Origin of the sequence: Desulfobacter sp. (assembly GCA_028768545.1) — a bacterium.
Classification (GTDB): Bacteria; Desulfobacterota; Desulfobacteria; order Desulfobacterales; family Desulfobacteraceae; genus Desulfobacter.
This window is the reverse complement of record CP054838.1, coordinates 3,570,939-3,596,801: the sequence shown is the minus strand read 5'-3', so window position 1 is coordinate 3,596,801 and position 25,863 is coordinate 3,570,939. Positions and strand designations below refer to the sequence as shown.

The window sequence follows — 25,863 nt, the reverse complement described above, 5'->3', positions numbered from 1 at the left end:
TCTGTTTTATAATAGAAACTTGACTGTTAATTGAAGAATAAAATCAGGTAAAATATATACTAAAATGGCTGTAAAAAAAAGAAAAACATATGAGCTGGAAATAATTGATCTGGCCTTTGGCGGCAAGGGCCTTGCCAAACCGGACGGGTTTCCCGTGTTCATTGACCGATGTGTGCCAGGCGATCTTGCCTTTGTCAAAATTGTAAAGAAAAAAAAATCCTGGGCAGAGGGAAAACTGATCAAAATTTTAACCCCTTCCCCTCTGCGGGAACAGGGCCGGTGTGCCTATTGTAATTTTTGCGGGGGATGCAAGTGGCAGCAGCTGCCCTATGACTGGCAGCTTGAATATAAAAAACGCCATGTCACTGAATCCCTGGCCCATATCGGCCGGCTCAAGGATGCCAGGGTATTGGATGTGATCCCCTCGGACCCCATTTACGAGTACCGGAACAAGATGGAGTTTTCCTGCTCATCCCAGCGCTGGCTCATGCCGGATGAACTGGCTGATGAAAATATAAAAAAGGATTTCGGCATTGGTCTTCATGTGCCGGGCACCTTTGACAAGGTCATTGATATCCGGCAATGCGAAATCATGCCGGCCATGGGCAACCAGATTTTAGATGATGTCAGAACCTTTATCAAAGCCTCTGGCCTGCCTGCCTATCATTTGAGAAACCACGAGGGGTTCTGGCGGTTTTTAATGCTGCGCCATTCCGTGGCCCATGATTCCTGGATGGTCAATATTGTGACCCGGGAAAAAAATTTGGATGTGGTATCTGAACTTGGCCGGCTTTTAGCTGACAAGTATCCCAATATCGGTTCGGTCATGAACAATATCACCGATTCAAAATCCGGGGTTTCTGCAGGCAAAGAGGAAATTCTCATCCACGGCCAGGATCATATCATGGAAAAGCTTGGGGATTTTCAGTTTAAAATTTCCGCCAACTCTTTTTTCCAGACCAATACCCGGTCCTGTGAAAAATTGTATGCCAAGGTAAGAGATTATGCCTGTTTGACAGGATCTGAAATTGTTTTGGATCTTTATTCGGGCACGGGTACCATTCCCATCTGGCTCTCCAATCAGGCCAAAAAAGTCTATGGCATTGAAATTGTCCCTTCTGCGGTCATGGATGCCAGGGAAAATGTCCGTCTCAATCAAATTGACAATTGCGAATTTTTTGAAGGGGATATCAAGGATGTATTGCACAAGGTTCCTGAAAAACCGGATGTGATGATCATAGATCCGCCCCGGGTGGGCATGCACAAAGATGTGGTGGGCCAGGTCCTTGCCCATTCTCCTGAAAAAATCGTCTATGTCTCGTGCAATCCTGCCACCCTGGCCCGGGATCTTGAAATGCTTTCCACCCGGTATGCTGTGCTGGAAGTCACACCCGTGGACATGTTTCCCCATACCTATCACATTGAATCTGTGGCCCTGTTGGTTAGAAAATAAAACATATCCAAGACAAAAAAATGGCTGTTCGATCACAGCCATTTTATATCTTGTCTTATTTTAAATACCTATGGTTAACCGGTTTGTCTATCCCATGGGCATGATCGACTGGATGGAGGGATTTTCCTTGTCCGCCGGTTCTGAAAACAGGCAGTTGAGGATGAGCATATCATCATCCTTTTCCGTCTTGATTTCATAGGGCAATTTGTTAAAAAGGCGGATCATTCCTTTGTTCTGGGGGGATGTGTAGGCAATCAGCCCCTTGATGCCGTTGTCAATGGCTGCCCTTGCCAGTTTTTTTTGAAGGATTTTGGCAATGCCCATGCCCTGGTATTCCTTGGACACGGAATAGGCCACCTCGGCCATGTTAATGATGGTGTTGCTGAAATATTCGCCCACGGCAACAATCTTTTCAAATCCAAGCTCTCCAATGGTGGCCACAATGGTGAGATCATTGATATAATCAATTTCATAGGTGGTTTCGATCTGGTCATGGACAAAGCTTTTTTTCTCGTGGAAGAATCTTGAGACAATGTCTCCTCTGTTCATGGTGTAATAGTGTTCCTGAATGCTTCTTTCATCCACGGGCTTGGCCGGACGGATGGTAATAGCGATCCCGTTGATGACCATGTGTTCTTCGTATTTTAGAGGGTAGACCCCTTTAATGGCCTGCTTGAATTTGCGTTCCTTGTCAATGAGGTCCAGTTCCTTTGCCTTGGCAAAAAGCTCATCCCGAAAATCGGGATGGGCGATGGAGACCAGGGCCATGGCCCTTTCCTGGAGGGTTTTTCCGTACAGGTTTACCACCCCGTATTCCGTGGCCACAAACTGGACATCTCCCCTTGGCACCACCACTGCGGTATTGTCCATGGATGGAATAATACGGCTTTGCCGGCCGTGATCTGAGGTCGAGGTCATCATGAGAATGGATTTCCCGTTTTCAGACATGGCAGCGCCCCTTGTAAAGTCCAAAAGTCCGTTAATGCCGGTGTAATTGTTAAAGGGCAGGGCATCTGCCGCGACCTGGCCTGTAAGATCAATGGCAATGGCCGTGTTCAGGGTCACCACGCGGTTATGGCGGCCGATGATCCCGGGATTGTTGATATAGTCTGAGGGGTGGAATTCAATGGAGGGGTTGTCATCCAAAAATTCATAGAGCAGGTTTGACCCCACGGCAGATCCTGCCACAAGCTTTCCGTCGTTAAATCCCTTTCGTTTGTTGGTGATCACCCCGATGGAAAACAGCCGCATGATGGAATTGGACAGGTATTGGGAGTGGATGCCGATATCGTTTTTTTCAGCCAGACAGACCATGGTGGCCTCATTGGTTACCCCGAGACTGGTTTGAAGCGTGGATCCGTCTTCAATGAGTCTTGAAATATGTCTGGCAATAATATTGGCGGTTTCAAGCTCGGGCAGCGGCCGTATGGTGAGCAGATCTTCTTCGTGCTCTACAATATGGTCAACATCATTGACGTGGATAAAGCTTCTTCCCAGGACCCTGGGCATATTGGGGTTGATCTGGCAGATGACAATGTCTGCGCTTTCACAGGCGGACAGGTTGATATCCACGGAAATCCCTAAGCTCATCCATCCGAAATCGTCCGGGGGAGATGCCTGGATCAGGGCGGCATTCAGGGGCATGAGTCCTGACTTGAACAGATGGGGAATCTGGGAGAGGTTGGCCGGGGTGATAAACCGCTGGTTTTTCCGAATAATACTCGGGGATCCTGACCCCAGGTAAAAGGAACGGATATTAAATTGTTGGGAATGGGATTGGTTGGCAATGAGGGTGAGCGGGCCGCTTTCAATGCTCAAAAGCCTTACAATTTCAAGGTCGGTAAATCTAGAGGAAATTTCGGACAGTTCATTGACCAGGTGCTGGGGTTCTCCGCATGAAGATCCGATAAACACCCTTTGCCCGGGACGTATATGCTGAAGGGCTTCCTGGGCGGAACATAGTTTATCCACGTAGGAATCAGCCCAATAGGTTGCTTTAGTCATATTTACCTCTCCTTTTTTTTGATTATAATAGTCGAAAAAGGCCTGGATGTGAATACAAAAGAGACGGTCCTTGGTAAAAGTTTAGAAAAAATAAATTAAAAATCAGATTAAATTTTCTTTCTTTCATCTTTTCCTTGAGATTTTTACCATAGTTTTGTATCTATCTGTGCTGTTGTGTAGTTTATGAATGCTGTTCAAAAAATAAAGAGGTCCGGTATGGGCATATATGAACGAAAACAAAGGGAAAAGGAACGTCGCCGCCAGGAAATTCTTGTGGCGGCCCGGGAAGTGTTCTCCATTAAAGGGTTCAACTCTGCCACCATGGAAGAGATCGCCTCCAAGGCGGAACTGAGTCCAGGAACCCTGTATCTTTACTTTAAAAACAAGGAAGAGCTTCACACCTCTCTGTCAATTGATATCCTGGCCCATCTCGGGGCTGAGATTGAAAAGGTGGTGAGTCAGGACATTTCAGTTGAGGAGAAGATCGGCCGATTTCGCGATGTGTTTATCGATGTTTATGACTATGACTCAAGTATTTTAATTAATCTTTTTCACCTTCAGTCCGGAGAGACCCTTCAAAATCTTTCCGATGAGGTCATGCAGGAACTTAAAAAATATTCCTCCAGGGCCCATGGCGCCATTATTTCTGTGGTCAAGGAGGGGATTGAGACCGGTATTTTTATTAAAGAGCATCCAGTGGCCCTGGCTGATGTGCTCTGGGCCACCTATGCCGGAGTGGTTTTATGGGTGGATTCCAAACGATTGCTCAACGATGAAAAGGATTTTGTCAAACCCACGCTGAAAATCGCCTTTAACCTGATTATCAAGGGGCTTAAAACCCAATAATCTATTTGCAGAGTCTGTGTATGGTCTGGGCATGCCACTCTCCCCTGCCGGAGAAGGTGGGTATGCCCTTTTCTTTTAGGTATTCTGCAATAATGGCAAAGGTGGTGCCTTCGTCCCTCATTTTATTGATGATGGACAAGATATCGTCTTTTGTGTAGTGGGTGCCTGAGGTATAGCTGGTTGTCGCCTTTGGAGGCTTGTGCATCCCTGTCCGAGGTGTCTCACGGATCAATTGTCCCAGGCCTTCAAAAAAATCTGCCACAGCATTGTACTGGCGAATTCTGGATTCAACCATCATCTCGTTGATTGTGGCCATTTTTTCAACCTGTTCGGCGATGAGGGTTGAATTGTCTAAAATCATGGGCAGGATATCACTGATCTGCCGGTTGACATCAGTGTTATCCTTTGATTGCGGAAGCGGTTGGGTAAGTCGCCTGTCCTGGATTATACGCCGGTCAGGCTGGGGATAAAAATGGGGATCCATCTTTTTCCTCTGGGCAGGGGTCTCTTTTTTGTGGGAACTTCTCAGATTTCTTAAAAAATCGCTCATGCGTATCTCCTCTGGGTCTGTAAGAGGTTAAAGCCTTTTATTCTTTAGCTATACCTTTTGTGAAATAGTTGTGCCCTGATTTTCAGGGGTGACACAGGTTCTTTTTAATAAAAATTTGTGTCAAAGTTAAATGCACGGTTACAGCCCCTTAGTATTCATTCGGGTCCATATTGATTGTCTCGGAAAAATGGCGATTAAAATATGAACAAGGTCAATACTTTTATCGGGCAAAGTCCGCGGCGAATCTTTATACGTATATAGGCATCTGAAGTTTATAATATATGTCTATTATTTATCACGTTTTTTAAGATAAAGTCAAAACATTTTGCAGCGCCAAAGCGATCTCCCCTGTTCATCATGGATAGACGCCTGCAAGGCAGAATCGCCTTGCAGTCAGTGGTTAGGAGAAATTAGGTTCTGTTGCAAAAAATATTTCCAGGACAAAGAGATCGTTCAGGCGTAAAATTTACGCAGCATAAGAAAACAGATTTTCGACGAATTCTTTCTGCTTTAAAATTTCTCCCTTCCTGATATTTTTAACTTGTCCTTTTCTGATCATGTTCATAATTTCATAGCCTTTTAGCGTCCGCCAGGCAGAATGAAATGTCTTGAACCCCATACCAGCTCTGACAAGCTTTTTGATAAACCGGTGGTCTTGCTCAATAATATTGTTCAGATATTTATTCTGTCTTAGGATACAGTCCTTATTCAGAAGCTTTTTTTCTTTCAAAGCCTTTACTGCCGGAGGATATGCAGGATTTCCGTCAACACTCAGAACCCGAGGTCTGGAGCTATTGGAAGCTCGCAGCATCTTTTTAAAAAATCGTTTGGCAGATTCCATATTACGTCTGCTGCGAAGAAGAAAATCGATGGTATTTCCACGGGAATCGACCGCTCGGTAAAGATACTTCATTTTCCCCCGCACCTTGATATATGTTTCATCAATACGGTAAGAATCATTTGATTGCCGCAGATACTTCCTGCTTCGCTTTTCCATTTCAGGAGCATAGCGCTGAACCCATCGGTAAATGGTACTGTGATCCACAGACAAGCCCCGTTCTTGCATCATCTCTTCCAGATTCCTGTAACTCAGTTGATATCTCAGATACCAGCGAACATTCAACAGGATGATTTCTTTTTCATAATGACGCCACTTGAAAGGGTTTTCATTTTTCATACTATCTCTCTGCAAATAAATTAGTGCCAAAACGGACTTGTATCAGACATTAATAATTTTTTGCAACAGAACCCTATTGCGCATCTGTCAGTTTTACGGATCTGATCCTGTGTTTGTCTTTTGTTCTGCCACCATTGCAAATCCTTCCCAGCTGGCCAGGAATCTGACCGGGCTCAGGGTTGAAGTGGTGGCTGACCAGGGCGCCCCCATGGGCCAAAAAGAGGTCTTGCTCATGCAAGGCTTTGAAGGGGCCGCCCAAACCGCTATCTCCTTGATACATGCGGCCATGCACAGAAATCTTAAGACCATCGTATATACCCAATCCCGAAAGATCACCGAGCTGATCGCGGTCTGGGCCTGTCAAAGGGCAAAATCCTTTGCAGATAAAATCTGCGCTTACCGGGCAGGTTTCTTGCCCGAAGAAAGGCGGGAGATTGAAAAAAAAATGGCATCAGGAGACCTTTTGTGCGTGGTGTCAACCTCGGCCCTTGAACTGGGCATAGATATTGGACATCTTGATCTGTGCATTCTTGTGGGCTATCCCGGCACCATGATGTCCACCTGGCAGCGAGCAGGCCGAGTCGGAAGAAAGGGACATGATTCGGCCATGGTGCTCATCGGACACGAGGATGCCCTGGACCAGTATTTTATTCATCATCCTGATGTTTTTTTTAATATGCCCCAGGAAACTGCTCTGATCAATCCTGAAAACCCTGTGATTTTAAGTCAGCACATTGACTGCGCCGCAGCAGAACTGAGTCTTAGAACCCGGGAAGATTTTTTCAAAGCGCCGGGTGTTCAAGCGGCGGTTCAGTCCATGGCCGACAAGGGCAAATTACTCCAAAGCCGGGACGGAACGATCTGGTTTTCTGCCCGAAAATCCCCCCACAGAGAGGTCAGCCTCAGGGGCACGGGCAGAACCATACCCATTTTCCGGGTTCTGTTGCAAAAAATTATTAATGTCTGATACAAGTCCGTTTTGGCACTAATTTATTTGCAGAGAGATAGTATGAAAAATGAAAACCCTTTCAAGTGGCGTCATTATGAAAAAGAAATCATCCTGTTGAATGTTCGCTGGTATCTGAGATATCAACTGAGTTACAGGAATCTGGAAGAGATGATGCAAGAACGGGGCTTGTCTGTGGATCACAGTACCATTTACCGATGGGTTCAGCGCTATGCTCCTGAAATGGAAAAGCGAAGCAGGAAGTATCTGCGGCAATCAAATGATTCTTACCGTATTGATGAAACATATATCAAGGTGCGGGGGAAAATGAAGTATCTTTACCGAGCGGTCGATTCCCGTGGAAATACCATCGATTTTCTTCTTCGCAGCAGACGGGTTCTGTTGCAAAAAATTATTAATGTCTGATACAAGTCCATTTTGGCACTAATTTATTTGCAGAGAGATAGTATGAAAAATGAAAACCCTTTCAAGTGGCGTCATTATGAAAAAGAAATCATCCTGTTGAATGTTCGCTGGTATCTGAGATATCAACTGAGTTACAGGAATCTGGAAGAGATGATGCAAGAACGGGGCTTGTCTGTGGATCACAGTACCATTTACCGATGGGTTCAGCGCTATGCTCCTGAAATGGAAAAGCGAAGCAGGAAGTATCTGCGGCAATCAAATGATTCTTACCGTATTGATGAAACATATATCAAGGTGCGGGGGAAAATGAAGTATCTTTACCGAGCGGTCGATTCCCGTGGAAATACCATCGATTTTCTTCTTCGCAGCAGACGTAATATGGAATCTGCCAAACGATTTTTTAAAAAGATGCTGCGAGCTTCCAATAGCTCCAGACCTCGGGTTCTGAGTGTTGACGGAAATCCTGCATATCCTCCGGCAGTAAAGGCTTTGAAAGAAAAAAAGCTTCTGAATAAGGACTGTATCCTAAGACAGAATAAATATCTGAACAATATTATTGAGCAAGACCACCGGTTTATCAAAAAGCTTGTCAGAGCTGGTATGGGGTTCAAGACATTTCATTCTGCCTGGCGGACGCTAAAAGGCTATGAAATTATGAACATGATCAGAAAAGGACAAGTTAAAAATATCAGGAAGGGAGAAATTTTAAAGCAGAAAGAATTCGTCGAAAATCTGTTTTCTTATGCTGCGTAAATTTTACGCCTGAACGATCTCTTTGTCCTGGAAATATTTTTTGCAACAGAACCCTCAGAATTGATCCGGGAAATGAGAGCGCCATTTCAATGAGACAAAATTTATAAAGGGGCTGCCACGTGATTGATGGATGAGGCCATATAACCGGCTCCGAATCCATTGTCAATATTAACCACTGCTATATTTGAACTGCACGAATTGAGCATGCCCAGCAATGCTGTCATTCCGTTAAAACTGGTACCATATCCCACACTGGTGGGTACGGCAATCAACGGGGCCTGAACCATGCCGCCGACCACTGAGGGAAGTGCACCTTCCATGCCTGCGGCCACCACAATGACACTGGCCTGTTCAATCAGATCTGAGTGGGCAAACAACCTGTGAATCCCTGCCACACCCACGTCAAATAAGGTTTCTACCCGGTTGCCCATGGCCTGTGCCGTCAGTGCAGCCTCCCTTGCCACGGGAATGTCCGAGGTCCCGGCCGACATGATCAATATGGTACCCGAACCTGTGATTTTCGGAGGCGATTGTTGAAGTCGCAGCAGGCGGGCATCTTCAAAATATTGGGCATTGCTGAATTTTTCCAGAACAGGTCCGGCCTTTTCAGGGCTCAGCCGGGTAACCAGGACAATATTTTCTTTTGCCTTGATTTTTTCAAGGATGATTAAAATTTGTTCACAGGTTTTTCCCTGGCCGAAAATGACTTCGGGGAACCCTTTCCGAAGGGACCTGTGATGATCAATGTGGGCAAATCCAATATCTTCAAAAAATAGATGTTTAAACCGGTTTTGGGCGGCATCCACGCTAAGTTCGCCGCTGGCAACCCGGTCAAGGATATTAGTTAGGGTCTGATTGTCCATGAATTTTCCTAATTTTGACGCCTCAGCCAGGCCAGGCCTTTACCTGATTTTTCGCCGTCTTCTTTGGCCGTATCCTGGGGCGGTTCCGGTGCGGGGTCAGGCCCTGCTTTTTGGGCGGTTTCTTTTTTTTCGGGGCTGTTTTTCTGATTTCCCCATTTATAATGGCCGAACTTGCAATATCCCTGGACATTGTTGAACCTGGCGTCAATGTCCCGCTGGATGGGAATGACATTGCCCTCAATACCGGGAACTAGGTATTCGGCCAAGGGAATGGAACCGCCGCCGGATAAAATAATGGAATCAATGTCCCAGTCGTTTTCCCAAAGTCTGTTTAAATCGGCGGCAATGGCAGATGCCGCATGGATGTAGACCCGTTTTTTTAGGTTGGTGATATTATACTCTTTACCCTTGATTTTGATCATTCCGGATTCGACAAATTTAAAAATACGGTAGAGTTCTATATTGATATTGCTTTCTTGTCTGAGCTTGTTGGCAATCACGGAAAAGCATTTTGAGATGCCTGTATCCATGGTTGATGATCCCCGTTCAATATACTGAAGATGATCAAAGATGGAAAAATCCGTGGTTTTAAACCCAATGTCCACCACCCCTAATTTTGATGCTGCCAGGGCCCGGTTTGTGATTTTACCGGTGTTATCAAATATCAAATTAAAGATAGACCCCACAGGCTGGGGAATCACATGAACCTTGTTGATATGAATCCGGGTCGTTTTATCGGGTTCATCCTGGTTGTGAAAGGTGATTTCATGATTCCCCTTGATGATCTCCTTGAGACGGCGGGTGTCCCGTTTAAGATATCCCACAGGCAATCCTGTAACCACATTAATCGGCCCTTTGGTCTCCGAGCAGAGCCCGGCAGCGGCAATGGCCAGAATTTTGATAAATTCTTCCACCAGCTTATCCTGGTCCAGGGTAAATTCTGTGATACTGGACTGGAGTTCTGCATAGGTGCCCAGAAAATAAGTCTTGTCGTTCAAGGTGATGTGCAGGTTTGACGTGGTCTGGGCATCCCCTAAAGATGATTTAAACTGGATATCGGCGGCATCCCCGATCAAGGACTTGAAAATAACGGAATTTTTTCCGTTGTATGCCTTGGTAAAACCGAAACCGACATCAATTCCAACTATTTCCATGTACCAACCTCCTGCTAAATGTATTTGGATCGCCGTGGGTTGCCTTTTGAAGTTATTCGCCCCGAGGATACCATTGCCAGTGCATTCACGTCAAGGCATAAGGAAAAAATTGATCCTGGCACAGCTTGCGTAAATTTAGAAAATAAGGTAATACAGGGCCGGATTTACAAAAGAAAAAGAGCTATGGAAAAAGATACGGTATTTGCAGAGAAAAAAAAATCAATCACCCCCTTTTGTTTTAATGAAAAAGTAGCCGCTGTTTTTGACGATATGCTGATGCGTTCGGTCCCGTTTTATTCAGAGGTATTAAAACAGCAGGCAATGATGACCCAACGGTATTACGTACCAGGAACCCGAATATATGATCTGGGGTGTTCCCACGGCAATCTGGGCATGCGTATTCTTTCTCTTTTTGATGCCGCTCCTTTTGCCATGACAGGGGTGGATAATTCCTATCCCATGATTCAAAAGTATCAAACAAGGCTTGGCACAAAAAAAAATGCCCAGTCCATTGATCTTGTCTGCGGGTGTATTGAGGATATGAAGATTCACAATGCCTCGGTGGTGGTGGTCAATTTAACCCTTCAATTTTTAAACCCTGAAAAAAGAAACGGGTTGATCCGTTCAATTTACCAGGGGTTATCTCCCGGTGGGGTGCTTCTTCTGACCGAGAAAACCATTCACCCGGATCCTGGATTAAAAGATCTTGAACTGGATTTTTACTGCCAGTTCAAGCGGGAGAACGGGTATTCAGAACTTGAAATCAGCCAGAAAAGAGATGCCCTTGAAAAGGTTTTGATCCCGGAATCTGTCCAGATCCATGAGAACCGGCTGCTGTCAGCCGGGTTTTCCGTGTTCAATATCTGGCTTAAGTGGTTTAACTTTACATCAATGCTGGCCATAAAATAAGCTTGGGCCATTGCCAAAAAAGACCGGACTCAATCTCGGTCATGGTGGAAATATACAACAACTATGGAACGGTTTTTAAAACACTGTAGGCAGTCCGGACTGGATCAATGGGATGATGCTCTTGGTGAGATTGTCCGAAATAAAAGAGAATTTCTCGACCATGCCAAGGGTAATTTTTCAAAGTTTAAGCAGGTGGTGCAGGATCTGCCCGATCTGGACTGTTCATGGATTGACCTGGATGGCCGGGCGGTCAGGGCAGGGGGGAGAAATGAGATTTCTTCCCTGAAAAAACAAAGGCTTTTTCAGGGACTAAAGGCGCTCTGCCCCTGGCGAAAAGGCCCCTTTGATCTGTTTGGTGTCCCCATTTATACCGAATGGCAGTCCTGGATGAAGTGGGAACGCTTTGCCTCCCACCTGCCCAATATTGAGGGTAATAAAGTTCTGGATATTGGGTCCAGCAACGGGTATTACATGTTTAAAATGGCGGCATTAAACCCTGGCTTTGTTCTGGGGCTTGAACCCCAGAGTTCCTTTTATTACCAATACCTGGCCATCCAGAAATATTTAAACCTGGACAATGTGTTTTGCCTGCCCATTCCCTATCAAAAGATGCCTTTGATGGAAAAGTCCTTTGACCTGGTGCTCTGCATGGGAATACTCTATCATCGAAAGTCCCCCGTGGAAATGCTCAAACAGATCCATGACAGCCTTGCCAAAGGCGGACAGATTGTCCTGGAAAATCTGGTGCTGGATTCAAGGAAGAATATCTGTCTTTTTCCCCATGACCGCTACCAGAAGATGCGGAACGTGTTTTTTATTCCTGACCTTGCAGCCATGGAGTCCTGGCTTGCCCGGGCGGGATTTTTTGATATCCGCTGTGTGGATGTGACCCCGACCACTCCTTGTGAACAGCGAAAAACTAATTGGATTCAGACCGAATCCCTGGCCGATTTTTTAGATCCCAATGACCCTGGTAAAACCGTTGAAGGCTATCCCGGACCGGTAAGGGCGATTTTTATGGCAAAGGCCTGATCACAGGGTTTTAATGGCCACAGGGTCTGTCTGAAAGGTTTCGGCATAGACCTGGCCGTTTTCTTCAAAGAAAATCACCCCGTCCAAATATCCCACATCCCCGGCGCCTTCATGGGCAAGCCCGAGTTTAAATTCTTTGATGGGAAAGATGTTCCAGTCATGGGAGACGCAAAAGGCCACCTGACCCGTCTCAAGCTCGCTCAACCGTTGAATCATGTATGCGGTGAGAATATCTGCTGTTTTTTCAGGGGGCTCCATGATGGTTTGATCGATGGTATTGTCAAACCAGTTCCGGATAAATTGCTGGCTGCCGCAGTCCTGCATCAGTCCGAGGGCCTGTTCAATATCATTAATGTAAAACGGGGCCAGGGTATCCTGGGTGATCACATGATCCAATAGGCTGCCGTGGGAAAGGGTAAATCCCTTGTCAATAAGGTAGGCGGTTTCAATACATCTGCCAAAATGGCTTGAAAATAATTGGGGGGTGATATGATCGGGCAGGGCCCGGCCAAGATCCAGGGCATAGGATTTGCCCGGATCGGTTAATCCCATAAAAGGCTCCATCCTGGCATCTTTAGGATAATAGCGATCCGAATGCCTTAAAATAACGGACATTTTTTTAACCCCTCTGTCTAGCAGAGCAGTCAGGGTATCAATGGTCTGTTGGGATCTGACAGGGTATTTTCTTTCCATTTAAAGGCTCCGATTCAAGGGGATTTTCATTGAATAGATTTCATACTCTATGCTATATGAGCTGTCAATAAACAGTTTCACCAAACCTTTTGGGCGCAACTCAATTCAGGGGGAATAATGTCAAAACATATCAGTATTATCGGCGTGCCAATGGATTTTGGACAAATGCTCAGGGGGGTGGACATGGGGCCTGCCGCCCTTCGGTATTCAGGGCTGATTCAAAGACTCAGACGTTTAGGCCACACGGTCACCGACCAGGGGGATGTGTCAATTCCCATTCGGGACACAAGCCTTGACATGGCAAATGATAAATATATCAAAGAGATTACCCAGGTTTGTGAGTCCATTTACACGGCTGGAAGTCAGGCCGTGGAACAGAAGAGGTTTCCGCTTTTTCTCGGCGGAGATCATTCCATTTCCGTGGGCACTGTGGCCTCGGTGGTGGGCCAGGATGATATCGGATTGATCTGGGTGGATGCCCATGGGGATTTTAACACGCCTGAGACCTCACCTTCTGGCAATATTCACGGCATGCCCCTGGCAGCACTCATTGGCGAGGGCCACGCCTCTTTGGTCAATGTGGGAAAACCTGGCAAAAAGATTCATCCGGACAATGTGGTGCTGATCGGCCAGCGGGATCTGGACCCCGGAGAAAAACAAAGAATCAAAGCATCCGGTATTACCATCTTTACCATGAGAGACATTGATGAACAGGGGATCTCTGCGGTTGCCTCCAAAGCCATGATGAAATTTGCCCATTTAAAGCGGTTTCATCTGACCTTGGACATGGATGGACTGGATCCGGTCGAAGCACCTGGGGTGGGGACCCCGGTCCCGGGCGGCATAAGTTACAGAGAGGCCCATCTGCTCATGGAAATTTTATCTGACTCTGGAAAACTCGGATCCATGGACCTTGTGGAGATTAATCCGATTCTGGATGTGGGCAATAAAACCGCTGAGCTTGCTGTTGAGCTTGCCCTCTCTGCTCTGGGTAAAAGCATTTTATAATGGAAAAGGTCTTTTTTTGACACTCAATGCCTATATTCATGCCTTAAAATCCCATAAAAGATTAGGTTCTGTTGCAAAAAATATTTCCAGGACAAAGAGATCGTTCAGGCGTAAAATTTACGCAGCATAAGAAAACAGATTTTCGACGAATTCTTTCTGCTTTAAAATTTCTCCCTTCCTGATATTTTTAACTTGTCCTTTTCTGATCATGTTCATAATTTCATAGCCTTTTAGCGTCCGCCAGGCAGAATGAAATGTCTTGAACCCCATACCAGCTCTGACAAGCTTTTTGATAAACCGGTGGTCTTGCTCAATAATATTGTTCAGATATTTATTCTGTCTTAGGATACAGTCCTTATTCAGAAGCTTTTTTTCTTTCAAAGCCTTTACTGCCGGAGGATATGCAGGATTTCCGTCAACACTCAGAACCCGAGGTCTGGAGTTATTGGAAGCTCGCAGCATCTTTTTAAAAAATCGTTTGGCAGATTCCATATTACGTCTGCTGGTTCTGTTGCAAAAAATATTTCCAGGACAAAGAGATCGTTCAGGCGTAAAATTTACGCAGCATAAGAAAACAGATTTTCGACGAATTCTTTCTGCTTTAAAATTTCTCCCTTCCTGATATTTTTAACTTGTCCTTTTCTGATCATGTTCATAATTTCATAGCCTTTTAGCGTCCGCCAGGCAGAATGAAATGTCTTGAACCCCATACCAGCTCTGACAAGCTTTTTGATAAACCGGTGGTCTTGCTCAATAATATTGTTCAGATATTTATTCTGTCTTAGGATACAGTCCTTATTCAGAAGCTTTTTTTCTTTCAAAGCCTTTACTGCCGGAGGATATGCAGGATTTCCGTCAACACTCAGAACCCGAGGTCTGGAGCTATTGGAAGCTCGCAGCATCTTTTTAAAAAATCGTTTGGCAGATTCCATATTACGTCTGCTGCGAAGAAGAAAATCGATGGTATTTCCACGGGAATCGACCGCTCGGTAAAGATACTTCATTTTCCCCCGCACCTTGATATATGTTTCATCAATACGGTAAGAATCATTTGATTGCCGCAGATACTTCCTGCTTCGCTTTTCCATTTCAGGAGCATAGCGCTGAACCCATCGGTAAATGGTACTGTGATCCACAGACAAGCCCCGTTCTTGCATCATCTCTTCCAGATTCCTGTAACTCAGTTGATATCTCAGATACCAGCGAACATTCAACAGGATGATTTCTTTTTCATAATGACGCCACTTGAAAGGGTTTTCATTTTTCATACTATCTCTCTGCAAATAAATTAGTGCCAAAATGGACTTGTATCAGACATTAATAATTTTTTGCAACAGAACCCTACAGGCTGTCTTTATCAAAAAAAGTAGAGGGTAATAAACTTATGCTTCAACGATTCAATCGGGGTCTTCAAAAACTAAAAGAGAGTGGAAAATACGCTCAATATATACACGAGGCTCGATTGGATTAAGTCTCCATTTAACAGGTTTATTAAGAAAAATCACAACCTTCATGAGTGTTGCGATCTTTACCCTTTTTTGAAAAAAAGAACTGCGCCCGGTACAAAATTTAAATTGAGCACCGGGCGCACGAAAATCGGGCCGGGTAAACCGGCGTTGACTTTAAAGGGGAGAGGGCTCTTTTACAGGATGGGCCTTCATGTATTCCAGCCGGTTCAGCCCGTTGATATAGGCCAGGGCCGATGCTGTGATAATATCAGGATCAGTTCCTTTACCCAAGGCTACGACTCCGTCTTCCTGGAGGCGGACCGTAACCTCGCCCTGGGCATCTGTGCCTTCAGTCAGCGCAGAGATGGTAAACCGCAGAAGTTCGGATTTGGTCGAGGTGAGCTTGGAGATGATATTGTAGACCGCATCAATGGGGCCTGAGCCTTCAGTGGCGCCTTGAACCGGTCTGCCGTTGATGTGGAGCATGACAGAGGCCGTTGGAAATACCGTGTTCCCGGACAATACATGGATGTATTCAAGGGTGAAGACTTCCGAGGATCTTAAAACCCCTTCGTTGATCAAGGCTTCGATATCCTCGTCTAAAATGTTCTTTTTTTTGTCAGCCAGGTTTTTAAATTTTTTAAAGACAATGTTGAGTTCATCGTCTGAAAGGTTGTATCCCATTTCCTGAACGTGGGCGTTCAGGGCGTGGCGGCCCGAATGCTTTCCCAATACCAGATTATTTTTGGAAATACCCACGGTTTCAGGTTTCATGATCTCGTAGGTCATGGGGTTTTTAAGGACACCGTCCTGGTGGATGCCGGCCTCGTGGGCAAAGGCATTTGCACCGACAATGGCCCTGTTGGGCTGGACCAGGATGCCTGTGATCATGGAGACCAGACGGGAGGTGGGATAGATCCTTGTGGTATCAATTCCTGTGGTGTGGGGAAAGAAGTTGGGCCGGGTGTTCAGGGACATGACCACCTCTTCCATGGAGGTGTTGCCTGCCCGCTCTCCAATGCCGTTGATGGTGACCTCTACCTGGCGGGCCCCGTTTTTAACGGCAGCAAGGGTATTTGAGGTGGCAAGACCCAGGTCGTTGTGGCAATGGATTGAAAGTATGGCCTGGTCAATATTGGAGGTGTTTTCCATCACGTATTTGACAAGTTCGCCAAACTCTTCGGGGATGGCATAGCCAACGGTGTCGGGCAGGTTGACGGTAGTGGCACCGGCATCAATCACCGACTCAAACACGGTGCATAAAAAATCCTTGTCAGACCGAGACCCGTCTTCGGCTGAAAATTCTACGTTGTCGGTAAAAGAGGCGGCAAGTTTTACCGATTCCACCGCCTGTTTGAGCACGTCCCCAGGTTCCATCTGAAGCTTGTATTTCATGTGAAGCTCTGAGGTGGCGATAAACGTGTGAATCCTGGGGTTTACCGCATCTTTTATGGCATCCCAGCCCCGGCGGATATCTTGTTCACTGGCACGGCAGAGGGCGGCCACCTGGGTTTTTTTCAAGGCAGCGGAAATGGCTTTTACCGCCTCATAGTCTCCCTCCGAGGCTGCAGGAAACCCCGCTTCAATGACATCCACTCCCAGGGCCTCAAGCTGGGTGGCGATCCTGAGCTTTTCCGCCTGATTCATGGAGGCGCCCGGAGATTGTTCCCCGTCACGCAAGGTGGTGTCAAATACGATGATCCGTCTGTCGTCGTTCATTTTTATTACCCTTTATTTGTTAGTGTTGTCCAATGAAAGCTTGTATTGAAAACTGTCTGCCAATGCCTGCCACGAGGCCTCAATTATATCTTCTGAAACCCCGATGGTGGAAAAAATATTATCCGTATCCCGGGATTCGATCAATACCCTGACCTTGGCATCCGTGCCGTCAAATCCGTCAATCACACGAACCTTGAAGTCAACCAGATGCATGTCATTGATTTTTGGATACATGGCAGATAAGGCCTTTCTCAAGGCATTATCCAGGGCAGACACAGGACCGTCTCCTTCGGCCGAGGTGATCTCTGTTTTATCTCCCACCCGGATTTTGATCATGGCATGGGAATAACAGGGGCGTTCCCTGTCTTTTTCCACCACCACCCGAAACGATTCCAGATCAAAATGGGATTGGTATTGTTCGGTGAGTTTTTCCATGATCAGCTTGAGTGAGCCTTCTGCGGCATCAAATTCAAACCCGTCGTTTTCAAGCTCTTTGATATTGGATACAATCAAGGCCTTGCGGGTTTCATCATCCCCAATGTCCACTCCAAACTCTTTTGCCTTGTAGGCAATATTGCTCTTGCCCGACTGTTCGGAGACAAGCACCCGCCGCTCATTGCCCACAAGTTCGGGTGCCATATGCTCGTAGGCTTTAAGGTTTTTCATGATGGCAGAGACATGAACCCCGCCCTTGTGGGCAAAGGCGGATTTTCCCACAAAGGGCCGGGAACTCACCGGAGGCACATTGGCGGTTTCTGAGACAAACCGGGACAGATTCTGAAGCTTGCCAAGGTTCTCTCGGGAAATACAGTCCCTATTCATTTTTAAAGAGAGTATGGGGATAATGGCGGTGAGATCTGCATTGCCGCAGCGCTCTCCGTATCCGTTAATGGTCCCCTGGACCATGGAGGCGCCGGCATGGACGGCATTTACCGCATTGGCAACGGCCATGGCGCAGTCATTATGGGTGTGGATGCCGAAAATAATATCTTTACGATCTTTAAAATGGGCAATGGTCTGCCTGGTAATGGTATCAATATCACAGGGCAGGCATCCCCCGTTGGTGTCGCAGAGAACAAGGCAGTGGGTTCCGCCTTTCAGGGCTGCATCCAGGGTCTGAAGGGCAAATTCAGGATTTGCCTTAAACCCGTCATAATAATGTTCGGCATCATAGATCACTTCCCGGCCGTGGGAGAGCAAATAGGCTACGCTCTCCTGGATCATGGCAAGGTTTTCCGTTCGGGTATTTGACATGATGGATTCCACATGAAGATCCCAGGATTTGCCGAAAATGGTGAGCGCGTTTGCCCCTGAATCAATGAGGGCCTTAAGATTGGCATCCTGGTCACAGGTTGTACCCGGGCGTCTTGTGGCACCGAATGCCGTGATTTTGGCCTGTTTAAATTCTTTGTCCCGAACCAGTTCGAAAAAGGCCTGGGCACCGGGGTTGGATCCGGGCCACCCCCCTTCTATATAATGGATACCGGCCTCATCCAGGCGTAAGGCTATTTTAAGCTTGTCATCCGGGGAAAAAAAGATATTTTCTCCCTGCATACCATCCCTGAGGGTGGTGTCATATAGGAGGGCTTTTTGATGGGTAAATACCTGTGTCATTTTCCGTTCTCCCTGCCAAGGGCAATGGCCCCTGTGGTGGCAATTTCAACAATGCCCACAGGTTGCATCAACGAGATAAAAGCCTCAATTTTTCCGCTGTCTCCTGAGACTTCAATAACAAAATGGGAATGGCCTACATCCACAATTTTTGATCTGAAAATATCAACGATTCTCATGATCTCGGCCCGTTTTTCAGTTCTGGCATGGACCTTGACCAGGGCCAGTTGACGTTCCACATATTGTTTTTCAGTTAAATCGTTTACCCTGATCACATTGATCAGCTTGTGAAGCTGTTTTTTAATCTGTTCTATAATGTGAGCGTCACAATAGGTGACCATGGTAATGACGGAGACGTCAGGGTCCGTGGTCTTGGCAACACTCAAAGAGTCAATATTAAAGCCCCGGCCTGAAAAAAGACCGGAAATCCGGGAAAGCACCCCGGGTTCATTATCAACTAAAATGGAAAGCAGGTATCTGTTAATTTTCATTGAAAATATCCTTTTTAAACCAGAAGCATGTCAGTGATGGCCCCGCCGGCCGGCACCATGGGATAAACCGATTCTTCCCGCTCAACCACAAACTCCATGATCACGGTGCCCGGGGTGTTAAGGCCTGTTTCAAGGGTCTCGGTGACACAGGCAGGCTGGGTACATTTAAATCCTTTTGCGCCGTAAGCCTCGGCAAGTTTGACAAAGTCAGGGGCATTTTCCATGTTGGTGGAGGCATAGGCTTTGTCATAGAAAAATTCCTGCCATTGGCGAACCATGCCCAAAAACCGGTTGTTAAGAATGACAATTTTGACATCAAGTTTAGATTCAATGGCGGTCATGAGTTCCTGGATATTCATCTGGATGGATCCATCCCCGGCCACGTTGACCACAAGCTTGTCTGGCTGGGCCGCCTTGGCCCCGATGGCTGCAGGCAAACCAAAACCCATGACCCCGAGTCCGCCTGAGGTGATAAAATGATTTGGTTTGTCAAAGTGGTAATACTGGGCGGTCCACATCTGATTCTGCCCCACCTCGGTGGTGACCAGGGCCTCTCCTCGGGTGATCTCATAGAGTTTTTCAACCACATACTGGGGCTTGATCACCTCATAGTTTTGGTCATATTTTAAGGGTGTGGTCTGTTTCCACTCCTCAATTCTGGCAAGCCAGGCGGTTCTGTCCGTTTGAAAATCTTTTGGATCTTCTTTTTCCATAAGCGTGTAAATATCTTTCAAAGCTGTTTTACAGTCCCCTACAATGGGGCAGTCCACCTCGATATTTTTATGGATGGAAGTAGGGTCAATATCAATCTGGATAATTTTGGCATCCGGTGCAAATTTTTCAATATTCCCTGTGACCCTGTCGTCAAATCTGACCCCCACGGCAAAAATCAGGTCTGAATGGCCAATGCTCATATTGGCACGATATGTGCCGTGCATGCCCAGCATCCCTAGCCAGTTGGGATCAGACCCGGGAAAGGCCCCAAGTCCCATCAAAGATCCGGTCACAGGGATATTGGCAAGCCGTGCAATCTGGGTGAGTTCCTCGGCACCCTGGGATAAAATAACCCCCCCGCCTGCAAAAATCACGGGTCTGCGGGTCTGTTTGAGCATGGAAATAGCCTTGGCCATCTGCTTTTTATTGGGCTTGTAATTGGGCTTATAGGATTTCATTTGAGTGGGTTCAGGCAAGTTGAACTCAATTTGGGCCTGGATCACATCCTTGGGAAGATCCACAAGAACCGGGCCGGGCCGGCCTGACCGTGCAATGTGAAAGGCTTCCTGGATGGTGTCGGCAAGTTTGGCAGGATTCTTGACCAGATAATTATGCTTGGTGCAGGGCCTTGTGATGCCGACAATATCAACTTCCTGAAAGGCATCATTGCCGATGAGACCTGTGGGAACCTGTCCTGTGAATACCACCATGGGGATGGAGTCAGAATGGGCAGATGCAATACCTGTGACGGTATTGGTGGCACCGGGACCCGAGGTGACCAGAGCCACACCCGTGGCTTTTTTGGCACGGGCATAGGCATCGGCCATGTGAACAGCTCCCTGTTCATGGCGGACAAGGATATGACGCAGGTCATCATGCCTGTCGAGCTCATCGTGGATGTCAATGGTGGCGCCTCCGGGATAACCGAAAATGGTATCCACGCCCTGGGCTTTGATCATTTGAACGAGGATTTGAGCTCCTGTGAGTTTCATACTTGTCTCCTGTTAACTATGTTTAAATATTGCGCCGTTACCTGCAGATGTCACCATCCGGGCATACCGGGCCATATATCCTGTTTTAATTTTAGGTTCAGGCTTTTGCCAAAGGGCTTTTCTCTTTTCAATTTCCTGGTCAGAAATTTTAAGTTCAATGGTTTTGGCCGGGATATCAATACAGATCATATCTTTTTCTTGGATCAGGGCAATGAGTCCGCCCTGTGCGGCTTCAGGAGATACATGGCCGATGCTGGCCCCTTTGGTGCCGCCGGAAAACCGTCCGTCCGTGATCAGGGCGCATCTGTCATCCAATCCCATGCCGGCAATGGCTGAGGTGGGGGTGAGCATCTCTCTCATTCCGGGTCCGCCTGCAGGGCCTTCATACCGGATAATGATCACGTCTCCGGGTATGATCTGTCTGCCCATGATGGCTTTTGTGGCCTCTTCTTCGGAGTTGAAAACCCGGGCAGGCCCTTTGTGTGTCATCATGGCCGGCAGAACAGCAGATTGCTTGACCACACACCCTTCGGGGGCCAGGTTGCCGAAAAGAACGGCAAGTCCACCCTCCTGATGATATGGGTCTTGAACCGGCCTGATCACTTGAGGATCTTTGACTTTTACGCTTTCAAGGTTTATTTTTATGGAATCGCCTGTGACGGTGATCAAAGAATTGTCAATATAATCATGGTCGCTCAGTTCTTTCATCACGGCTTGGATGCCGCCGGCTGAGTCCAGATCTTCAATATGGTCGGCCCCGCCGGGACTCAGAGAGCAAAGATGGGGCGTCTTTTTGCTGATCTTATTAATAAGGTTCAGGTCGATGTCCACCCCGGCCTCGTGGGCAATGGCTTTGAGGTGGAGCACGGTATTGGTGGAACATCCAAGGGCCATGTCCACGACCAGGGAATTCATAAAGGCCGCTTTGGTCATGATTTTATCCGGGGTGATATCCTTTTTAAAAAGGTCCATGATTTGGATGCCCGCCTCTTTGGCCAGGCGGATTCTGCTTGACATGGGGGCGGGAATGGTTCCGTTCCCGGGCAGGGCCATACCAATGGCTTCAGTGAGGCAGTTCATTGAGTTGGCCGTAAACATGCCTGCACAGGAACCGCAGGTGGGGCAGGCGGCATCTTCTATTTCGGTGAGTTCGGACTCGGTCATTTTTCCGGTCTGTACTGCCCCCACGGCTTCAAATACAGAGACCAGATCTATTTTCTGGGTGTTGTCCTTGGGATGACGGCCTGCCAGCATGGGGCCGCCTGAGACAAAGATACAGGGAATATTGAGCCTGGCTGCTGCCATGAGCATGCCCGGAACGATTTTATCACAATTGGGGACCATGACAATGGCATCAAAGGGGTGGGCCGTTGCCGTCACCTCAATACTGTCGGCAATGAGTTCCCGTGAGGCCAGAGAGTAGTGCATGCCCTTGTGGTTCATGGCAATGCCGTCGCAGACCCCGATGGTGGAAAATTCCATGGGCGTGCCCCCGGCCATGGAAATTCCGGATTTAACCGCGTTTACAATGGTGTCCAGGTGCATGTGACCGGGTATGAGCTCATTGGCGGAATTGGCAATTCCGATCATGGGCTGACCAATTTCCCTGTTGGTGTACCCAAGGGCTTTCATCAGACCCCTGTGGGGTGCTCTTGCCACTCCTTTTGTTGCAATATGGCTTCTCATTTAAAGTCTCCAAAAACTAAAAAAGCCGTTACCCGCCCCCCTCGGGGCTGGTAACGGCTTTTTTTAAGTTCTCTTTAGTTTAAGCCACTAAACGCCCCTTCGCCAGGAGGTGACAATAATCACCTCCACGATAATAAGGACTAATAGGCTGTGGATAATATTTAATTTCATAATAATTTACTCTTTTTAAAATGAGTTTATTATATATTAATCTTGAGAAAGTCAAGAAAAAAATAAATTATCTTCTGATGTATAATTTTCCCAGGACAATAAATTGGGGTGAAATTAGTTTGACATTCAAGCATGGGTCTGGCGGTTCTGTTGCAAAAAATTATTAATGTCTGATACAAGTCCGTTTTGGCACTAATTTATTTGCAGAGAGATAGTATGAAAAATGAAAACCCTTTCAAGTGGCGTCATTATGAAAAAGAAATCATCCTGTTGAATGTTCGCTGGTATCTGAGATATCAACTGAGTTACAGGAATCTGGAAGAGATGATGCAAGAACGGGGCTTGTCTGTGGATCACAGTACCATTTACCGATGGGTTCAGCGCTATGCTCCTGAAATGGAAAAGCGAAGCAGGAAGTATCTGCGGCAATCAAATGATTCTTACCGTATTGATGAAACATATATCAAGGTGCGGGGGAAAATGAAGTATCTTTACCGAGCGGTCGATTCCCGTGGAAATACCATCGATTTTCTTCTTCGCAGCAGACGTAATATGGAATCTGCCAAACGATTTTTTAAAAAGATGCTGCGAGCTTCCAATAGCTCCAGACCTCGGGTTCTGAGTGTTGACGGAAATCCTGCATATCCTCCGGCAGTAAAGGCTTTGAAAGAAAAAAAGCTTCTGAATAAGGACTGTATCCTAAGACAGAATAAATATCTGAACAATATTATTGAGCAAGACCACCGGTTTATCAAAAAGCTTGTCAGAGCTGGTATGGGGTTCAAGACATTTCATTCTGCCTGGCGGACGCTAAAAGGCTATGAAATTATGAACATGATCAGAAAAGGACAAGTTAAAAATATCAGGAAGGGAGAAATTTTAAAGCAGAAAGAATTCGTCGAAAATCTGTTTTCTTATGCTGCGTAAATTTTACGCCTGAACGATCTCTTTGTCCTGGAAATATTTTTTGCAACAGAACCCCCAGGTGAACTGTTTAGCGCAGGACATACAGGCAATTTTTCTGGCATTTCCGTGAAGTTCAATTATTTTTTCAGGAGGAATCCCGGATGCCTGGTGGAGTCCGTCAATGTTCTGGGTGATGATACAGGAGAGAAATCCCCTGCGTTCAACCCGGGCCAAGGCTTTGTGGCCTTTATTGGGCCGGGCATGTCTCAGGCTTTTTTTCATGGCAAGGTGCTGATTCCAATACTTGATTCTTGCGGTTTTAGATGAGAGAAACTCATCAAAAAATATGGGTTTAAATTGATCCCACAACCCGCCCTGGCTTCGGTAATCAGGTATTCCGCTTTCCGTGGATATGCCGGCACCGGTGAATGCCACCACTTGTTTAGCCCCTTTGATGCGAAGGGCAAGGGTGTTAAGACAATCTCGTGTTGCAGGTGTTATCCTGCTTTTTTTCCCCATGCGAAAACCTTTTTAAACAGGGTGTGATAAAGGGTGTGGATTTCGGGAATATGGAAAATTTTTCCAATCAGTCCGAACATGAACAAAAAAACAATACCCATGAGAGCGCAGATCATCAAGTTGTTTATTAGGCTGCCCGGGAGAATGAGTTGTATCACCAGAAGATACACGCCTTGGAGCATCGCCCCTAAACCGGAGCTGACCAGGACCAGAACAAAAAAGAATCGGTATACCTCATGTTTTTCAGTGTTTTGGGTTTTTCGGTTCCAGGTTTCAAACAAAAGGCCGCAGGTCAGGGCAACGGAAAGGGAGAGACCCAAGGCCACCCCCTTGATACCCATACTGATCATGCCCGCATAAATCAAAGGCAGGCTTAAAAGAACGCAGACAGTGGAAAAAAGGGCCGGAAACAAGGTGTTTTGAACGGCAAAATATCCGCGTGACACTATGGTCTGGGCTGAGAAGGCAAAGGCACCGATCATGAAATAGGGAAGCACGCCGGCGGTCAATTCAACGGCATGGGTGTCAAAGGCCCCCCGTTTAAATAAGATGGCCACCACTTCAGTTCTGACCACCATGAACAGTACTGAAAAAGGGAGAACCAGAAATATAAATTTAAGGGTCTTGTTGATAATTTGATTGAGCTGATCCAGCTTGTTATCTGAAGCAAGTTTGGCCAAAAACGGATAAGAGGCCATGCCAACGGCCTGCCCGAAAAAACCCACAAGGATAAACATGATCCTAAGGGCGTAGTTCATGGCTGAGATACTTCCTTCATCAAGAAATGATCCGAAAAATTTCATCAAAATTTCCGTTGAAAAGGTCATGGTCAACCCGAGCATCAACGGAAGGGTTAAGAGGATATATTTTTTAAAATCAGGATGTTTAAGATCAAAGCATAGAAAGTATCTTAACCCGGCGCGTCTGGCCCCCCACATCTGAAGGCCAAAACTGCCGACAAAAGCGCCTGCCAGAACGCCCCATGCAAATCCCTCCATACCCATGAGCGGATATAGGCAGATGCCTCCGGCAATGATTCCCAAATTGTAGATCAAAGGGGCTAAAGCCGGGATGAGAAATCGTTCCTTTGAAAACTGGATTGCCATGAAAAGGCCGCCGCTGAAAAAAAAGAATTGGGCAGGGATGATAATTCGGGTCATGCGGACGGCCAGGTCAAGGGTGGGCCCATGGGTTAATCCCGGGGCTAAAACTTTGATCAGCTCGGGGGCAAAAACAATCGCCTCGCCCATGATGCAGATCAGGGCCAGGCCAAATCCGTTTAAAATAATAGAAAAGACCTTATACCCCTCTTGTTCCCGGTTCGAGGTCAAATAGTGGGTAAAAATGGGAATAAAGGTGATGGACAAAAACCCGCTGGCCACTACATGGTTTAAAATTTCAGGGATAACAAAGGCGATCTGATAGGCGTCAACCCCGTAATTGGCGCCCCCAAGCCATGCTATGGTGGATTCACGCAGCAATCCTATGAGCCTGCTTGCAAATACAGAGGCCATCATGATAAATGAAGCAAAGCCGATTTTTTTTAGGGTCTTGTTTTTTGGGGTCTTGGATGAAGTCATCATTATCAAATCAGATTTAGCATAAACTTAGGCCAAATTAAAGGACAAGGTCTAAAAAGATTTGACTATGGGCAGGGCCCGCCGATATACTCTTGATACGGAACCAGAGGATTCTTTTAACTTTTTAAAGGATAGTGTTTATGTTCTCAAAACTTGGGATTTTTTCAATATTAGCGGGGTGTTTTGTCGGATTATTTTCCATGATTTCCAAG

23 protein-coding genes and 1 pseudogene are annotated in these 25,863 nt (G+C 46.5%); 9 read left to right on the top strand and 15 right to left on the bottom strand.

The genetic code is table 11. From position 1 onward, the window contains the following. The first annotated feature begins 64 nt into the window (after positions 1–64). Entirely contained in the window at positions 65–1,453 is a 1,389-nt protein-coding gene (gene rlmD, locus HUN05_17410) for a 23S rRNA (uracil(1939)-C(5))-methyltransferase RlmD (GenBank protein WDP86682.1), read from the top strand. An 87-nt stretch (positions 1,454–1,540) separates the two neighbouring features. On the opposite strand, the gene HUN05_17405 is transcribed toward rlmD, so the two are convergent. Beyond that, a complete protein-coding gene (locus HUN05_17405) occupies positions 1,541–3,457 on the bottom strand; it encodes a GNAT family N-acetyltransferase (GenBank protein ID WDP86681.1) in 1,917 nt (638 codons plus the stop codon). A 216-nt stretch (positions 3,458–3,673) separates the two neighbouring features. Between HUN05_17405 and HUN05_17400 the strand changes: the two genes are divergently transcribed. Next, entirely contained in the window at positions 3,674–4,303 is a 630-nt protein-coding gene (locus HUN05_17400) for a TetR/AcrR family transcriptional regulator (GenBank protein WDP86680.1), read from the top strand. 1 nt (position 4,304) lies between these two features. Here HUN05_17400 and HUN05_17395 read toward each other — a convergent pair whose 3' ends face one another. Continuing rightward, positions 4,305–4,853, bottom strand: a complete 549-nt coding sequence (locus tag HUN05_17395; protein ID WDP86679.1) for a hypothetical protein — start codon at positions 4,851–4,853, stop codon at positions 4,305–4,307. Positions 4,854–5,319: 466 nt separating this feature from the next. Further along, positions 5,320–6,030 (bottom strand): IS6 family transposase, encoded by a 711-nt coding sequence (locus tag HUN05_17390; protein WDP86678.1) that lies wholly within the window; start codon positions 6,028–6,030, stop codon positions 5,320–5,322. A 19-nt stretch (positions 6,031–6,049) separates the two neighbouring features. On the opposite strand from HUN05_17390, the gene HUN05_17385 reads away from it, so the two are divergent. The 3 genes and pseudogenes from HUN05_17385 to HUN05_17375 all read left to right on the top strand — a co-directional run bounded on the left by HUN05_17385 (position 6,050) and on the right by HUN05_17375 (position 8,155). Next, positions 6,050–6,997, top strand: a complete 948-nt coding sequence (locus tag HUN05_17385; protein ID WDP88116.1) for a hypothetical protein — start codon at positions 6,050–6,052, stop codon at positions 6,995–6,997. A 42-nt stretch (positions 6,998–7,039) separates the two neighbouring features. Continuing rightward, positions 7,040–7,372: pseudogene (locus HUN05_17380) on the top strand (IS6 family transposase). A 72-nt stretch (positions 7,373–7,444) separates the two neighbouring features. Then, complete coding sequence (locus tag HUN05_17375; protein ID WDP86677.1) at positions 7,445–8,155, top strand: IS6 family transposase; 711 nt, start codon at positions 7,445–7,447, stop codon at positions 8,153–8,155. 101 nt (positions 8,156–8,256) lie between these two features. Here the strand turns inward: HUN05_17375 and larB are convergent, their stop codons facing one another. Both larB and HUN05_17365 read right to left on the bottom strand, forming a co-directional pair. Then, a complete protein-coding gene (gene larB, locus HUN05_17370; protein WDP86676.1) occupies positions 8,257–9,018 on the bottom strand; it encodes a nickel pincer cofactor biosynthesis protein LarB in 762 nt (253 codons plus the stop codon). Between the two features lie 8 nt (positions 9,019–9,026). After that, entirely contained in the window at positions 9,027–10,172 is a 1,146-nt protein-coding gene (locus HUN05_17365; GenBank protein WDP86675.1) for a ParM/StbA family protein, read from the bottom strand. Positions 10,173–10,355: 183 nt separating this feature from the next. Here HUN05_17365 and cmoA point away from each other — a divergent pair, with 183 nt between their 5' ends. Together cmoA and cmoB are read left to right on the top strand one after the other, a co-directional pair. Next, on the top strand, positions 10,356–11,081 hold the full coding sequence (gene cmoA / locus HUN05_17360) for a carboxy-S-adenosyl-L-methionine synthase CmoA (GenBank protein ID WDP86674.1): 726 nt from the start codon (positions 10,356–10,358) through the stop codon (positions 11,079–11,081). Between the two features lie 63 nt (positions 11,082–11,144). Further along, a complete protein-coding gene (cmoB, locus tag HUN05_17355) occupies positions 11,145–12,113 on the top strand; it encodes a tRNA 5-methoxyuridine(34)/uridine 5-oxyacetic acid(34) synthase CmoB (protein WDP86673.1) in 969 nt (322 codons plus the stop codon). Here cmoB and HUN05_17350 read toward each other — a convergent pair whose 3' ends face one another. Next, a complete protein-coding gene (locus HUN05_17350; GenBank protein ID WDP86672.1) occupies positions 12,114–12,806 on the bottom strand; it encodes a histidine phosphatase family protein in 693 nt (230 codons plus the stop codon). Between the two features lie 117 nt (positions 12,807–12,923). Here HUN05_17350 and rocF point away from each other — a divergent pair, with 117 nt between their 5' ends. Beyond that, entirely contained in the window at positions 12,924–13,814 is an 891-nt protein-coding gene (gene rocF / locus HUN05_17345; protein ID WDP86671.1) for an arginase, read from the top strand. 117 nt (positions 13,815–13,931) lie between these two features. Here the strand turns inward: rocF and HUN05_17340 are convergent, their stop codons facing one another. From HUN05_17340 to ilvD, 7 genes are all read right to left on the bottom strand, one after another. Continuing rightward, the gene (locus HUN05_17340; GenBank protein WDP86670.1) at positions 13,932–14,306 is read right to left on the bottom strand and encodes a DDE-type integrase/transposase/recombinase; all 375 of its coding nucleotides are present in this window, start codon (positions 14,304–14,306) and stop codon (positions 13,932–13,934) included. A 65-nt stretch (positions 14,307–14,371) separates the two neighbouring features. Beyond that, a complete protein-coding gene (locus tag HUN05_17335; GenBank protein ID WDP86669.1) occupies positions 14,372–15,082 on the bottom strand; it encodes an IS6 family transposase in 711 nt (236 codons plus the stop codon). Between the two features lie 354 nt (positions 15,083–15,436). Then, positions 15,437–16,981 (bottom strand): 2-isopropylmalate synthase, encoded by a 1,545-nt coding sequence (locus HUN05_17330; GenBank protein ID WDP86668.1) that lies wholly within the window; start codon positions 16,979–16,981, stop codon positions 15,437–15,439. 12 nt (positions 16,982–16,993) lie between these two features. Then, entirely contained in the window at positions 16,994–18,595 is a 1,602-nt protein-coding gene (locus HUN05_17325; protein ID WDP86667.1) for a citramalate synthase, read from the bottom strand. After that, complete coding sequence (gene ilvN / locus HUN05_17320) at positions 18,592–19,083, bottom strand: acetolactate synthase small subunit (GenBank protein ID WDP86666.1); 492 nt, start codon at positions 19,081–19,083, stop codon at positions 18,592–18,594. The genes HUN05_17325 and ilvN overlap by 4 nt, the downstream gene beginning before the upstream one ends. 14 nt (positions 19,084–19,097) lie before the next feature. Further along, positions 19,098–20,789, bottom strand: coding sequence for a biosynthetic-type acetolactate synthase large subunit (gene ilvB / locus HUN05_17315; GenBank protein ID WDP86665.1), 1,692 nt, complete (start codon positions 20,787–20,789; stop codon positions 19,098–19,100). A gap of 12 nt (positions 20,790–20,801) precedes the next feature. Then, a complete protein-coding gene (gene ilvD, locus HUN05_17310; protein ID WDP86664.1) occupies positions 20,802–22,475 on the bottom strand; it encodes a dihydroxy-acid dehydratase in 1,674 nt (557 codons plus the stop codon). Between the two features lie 387 nt (positions 22,476–22,862). Here ilvD and HUN05_17305 point away from each other — a divergent pair, with 387 nt between their 5' ends. Then, complete coding sequence (locus tag HUN05_17305; GenBank protein WDP86663.1) at positions 22,863–23,573, top strand: IS6 family transposase; 711 nt, start codon at positions 22,863–22,865, stop codon at positions 23,571–23,573. Positions 23,574–23,576: 3 nt separating this feature from the next. Here the strand turns inward: HUN05_17305 and HUN05_17300 are convergent, their stop codons facing one another. Together HUN05_17300 and murJ are read right to left on the bottom strand one after the other, a co-directional pair. After that, positions 23,577–24,071, bottom strand: coding sequence for a hypothetical protein (locus HUN05_17300; GenBank protein ID WDP86662.1), 495 nt, complete (start codon positions 24,069–24,071; stop codon positions 23,577–23,579). Then, entirely contained in the window at positions 24,050–25,651 is a 1,602-nt protein-coding gene (gene murJ, locus HUN05_17295) for a murein biosynthesis integral membrane protein MurJ (GenBank protein WDP88115.1), read from the bottom strand. The genes HUN05_17300 and murJ overlap by 22 nt, the downstream gene beginning before the upstream one ends. Positions 25,652–25,863: the final 212 nt, after the last annotated feature.

Bases quoted from the DNA above. Each gene is read 5' to 3' on its own strand.
- rlmD (WDP86682.1), top strand. From the start codon at position 65: ATGGCTGTAAAAAAAAGAAAAACATATGAGCTGGAAATAATTGATCTG.
- HUN05_17405 (WDP86681.1), bottom strand. From the start codon at position 3,457: ATGACTAAAGCAACCTATTGGGCTGATTCCTACGTGGATAAACTATGT.
- HUN05_17400 (WDP86680.1), top strand. From the start codon at position 3,674: ATGGGCATATATGAACGAAAACAAAGGGAAAAGGAACGTCGCCGCCAG.
- HUN05_17395 (WDP86679.1), bottom strand. From the start codon at position 4,853: ATGAGCGATTTTTTAAGAAATCTGAGAAGTTCCCACAAAAAAGAGACC.
- HUN05_17390 (WDP86678.1), bottom strand. From the start codon at position 6,030: ATGAAAAATGAAAACCCTTTCAAGTGGCGTCATTATGAAAAAGAAATC.
- HUN05_17375 (WDP86677.1), top strand. From the start codon at position 7,445: ATGAAAAATGAAAACCCTTTCAAGTGGCGTCATTATGAAAAAGAAATC.
- larB (WDP86676.1), bottom strand. From the start codon at position 9,018: ATGGACAATCAGACCCTAACTAATATCCTTGACCGGGTTGCCAGCGGC.
- HUN05_17365 (WDP86675.1), bottom strand. From the start codon at position 10,172: ATGGAAATAGTTGGAATTGATGTCGGTTTCGGTTTTACCAAGGCATAC.
- cmoA (WDP86674.1), top strand. From the start codon at position 10,356: ATGGAAAAAGATACGGTATTTGCAGAGAAAAAAAAATCAATCACCCCC.
- cmoB (WDP86673.1), top strand. From the start codon at position 11,145: ATGGAACGGTTTTTAAAACACTGTAGGCAGTCCGGACTGGATCAATGG.
- HUN05_17350 (WDP86672.1), bottom strand. From the start codon at position 12,806: ATGGAAAGAAAATACCCTGTCAGATCCCAACAGACCATTGATACCCTG.
- rocF (WDP86671.1), top strand. From the start codon at position 12,924: ATGTCAAAACATATCAGTATTATCGGCGTGCCAATGGATTTTGGACAA.
- HUN05_17340 (WDP86670.1), bottom strand. From the start codon at position 14,306: ATGGAATCTGCCAAACGATTTTTTAAAAAGATGCTGCGAGCTTCCAAT.
- HUN05_17335 (WDP86669.1), bottom strand. From the start codon at position 15,082: ATGAAAAATGAAAACCCTTTCAAGTGGCGTCATTATGAAAAAGAAATC.
- HUN05_17330 (WDP86668.1), bottom strand. From the start codon at position 16,981: ATGAACGACGACAGACGGATCATCGTATTTGACACCACCTTGCGTGAC.
- HUN05_17325 (WDP86667.1), bottom strand. From the start codon at position 18,595: ATGACACAGGTATTTACCCATCAAAAAGCCCTCCTATATGACACCACC.
- ilvN (WDP86666.1), bottom strand. From the start codon at position 19,083: ATGAAAATTAACAGATACCTGCTTTCCATTTTAGTTGATAATGAACCC.
- ilvB (WDP86665.1), bottom strand. From the start codon at position 20,789: ATGAAACTCACAGGAGCTCAAATCCTCGTTCAAATGATCAAAGCCCAG.
- ilvD (WDP86664.1), bottom strand. From the start codon at position 22,475: ATGAGAAGCCATATTGCAACAAAAGGAGTGGCAAGAGCACCCCACAGG.
- HUN05_17305 (WDP86663.1), top strand. From the start codon at position 22,863: ATGAAAAATGAAAACCCTTTCAAGTGGCGTCATTATGAAAAAGAAATC.
- HUN05_17300 (WDP86662.1), bottom strand. From the start codon at position 24,071: ATGGGGAAAAAAAGCAGGATAACACCTGCAACACGAGATTGTCTTAAC.
- murJ (WDP88115.1), bottom strand. From the start codon at position 25,651: ATGACTTCATCCAAGACCCCAAAAAACAAGACCCTAAAAAAAATCGGC.